The 961-nt window shown below is 74.3% G+C and carries 1 protein-coding gene; it reads left to right on the plus strand.

What is annotated here, in order from left to right:
* Window positions 1–150: 150 nt before the first annotated feature.
* Window positions 151–961 (plus strand): serine/threonine-protein kinase (locus tag GL263_RS27245; RefSeq protein WP_182858393.1); only part of this gene is annotated, 811 nt, incomplete at its 3' end.

Below are 961 nucleotides of genomic sequence, written 5' to 3' on the forward strand. Positions count from 1 at the left end.
GAGGGAGCGGGACGGATCTCTGGTCGGCGGACGGTGTCGGCGGTATCGGACTCATCGCCGGAATCCTCACCTCACGCGTCGTGATTCGGCAAGCCGGTTCGGGACGGGGAGGTACGGGCGGCCTCGCGGGACCCCTTAGGCTGTGGGGCCATGGCCGGGGGTAGTGCGGGAGATCGGATCGACGGACGCTTCGAACTCGTCGAGCGTCTGGGCGGCGGCGGCATGGGGACGGTGTGGCGGGCCCACGACCTGATGCTGAGGCGGGACGTCGCGCTCAAGGAGGTGCGGCCCCCCGACCCGGTGATGGCGCCCGAGGACTCGGCTGAGTCCCGTCGTCTGCGGGAGCGGGTGCTGCGGGAGGCGCGGGCGCTCGCCCGGATCAGCCATCCCTGTGTGGTGACGATCCATCACGTGGTGGACGCCGGGCCGCATCCGTGGCTGGTGATGGAGCTGGTCCGGGGGGAGAACCTGCAGGATCGGCTGTCGCGGGGCCCGCTGCCGCCGGCGGAGGCCGCGCGGATCGGCCGGGAGGTGCTGGCCGCGCTGCGTGCCGCGCACACGGTCGGGATCCACCACCGGGACGTCAAGCCGGCGAACGTGCTGCTGCGGACGGACCGTTCGGCGGTGCTGACGGACTTCGGCATCGCCGCGTTGCAGGGTTCGACGCCGCTCACCGCCACCGGGGAGCTGGTCGGCTCTCCCGAGTACATCGCGCCCGAGCGGATCAGGGGGGCCGCCGACGCGCCCGCCGCCGACCTGTGGTCGTTGGGCATGACGCTCTACGTCGCCGTCGAGGGGCACAGCCCGCTGCGGCGCGGCACCACACTGGCGACGCTGGCCGCCGTGCTGGACGAGCCGGTGCCGCCGCCGGCGCGTTCCGGGCCGCTGGCGCCGGTGCTCGACGCGCTGCTGGTGCGCGATCCGGACGCGCGGCCGGACGCGGCGGCGCTGGACGGCATGC

The sequence above is a fragment of the Streptomyces durbertensis genome (genome assembly GCF_014156695.1).
In the GTDB taxonomy this organism is placed as follows: domain Bacteria; phylum Actinomycetota; class Actinomycetes; order Streptomycetales; family Streptomycetaceae; genus Streptomyces; species Streptomyces durbertensis.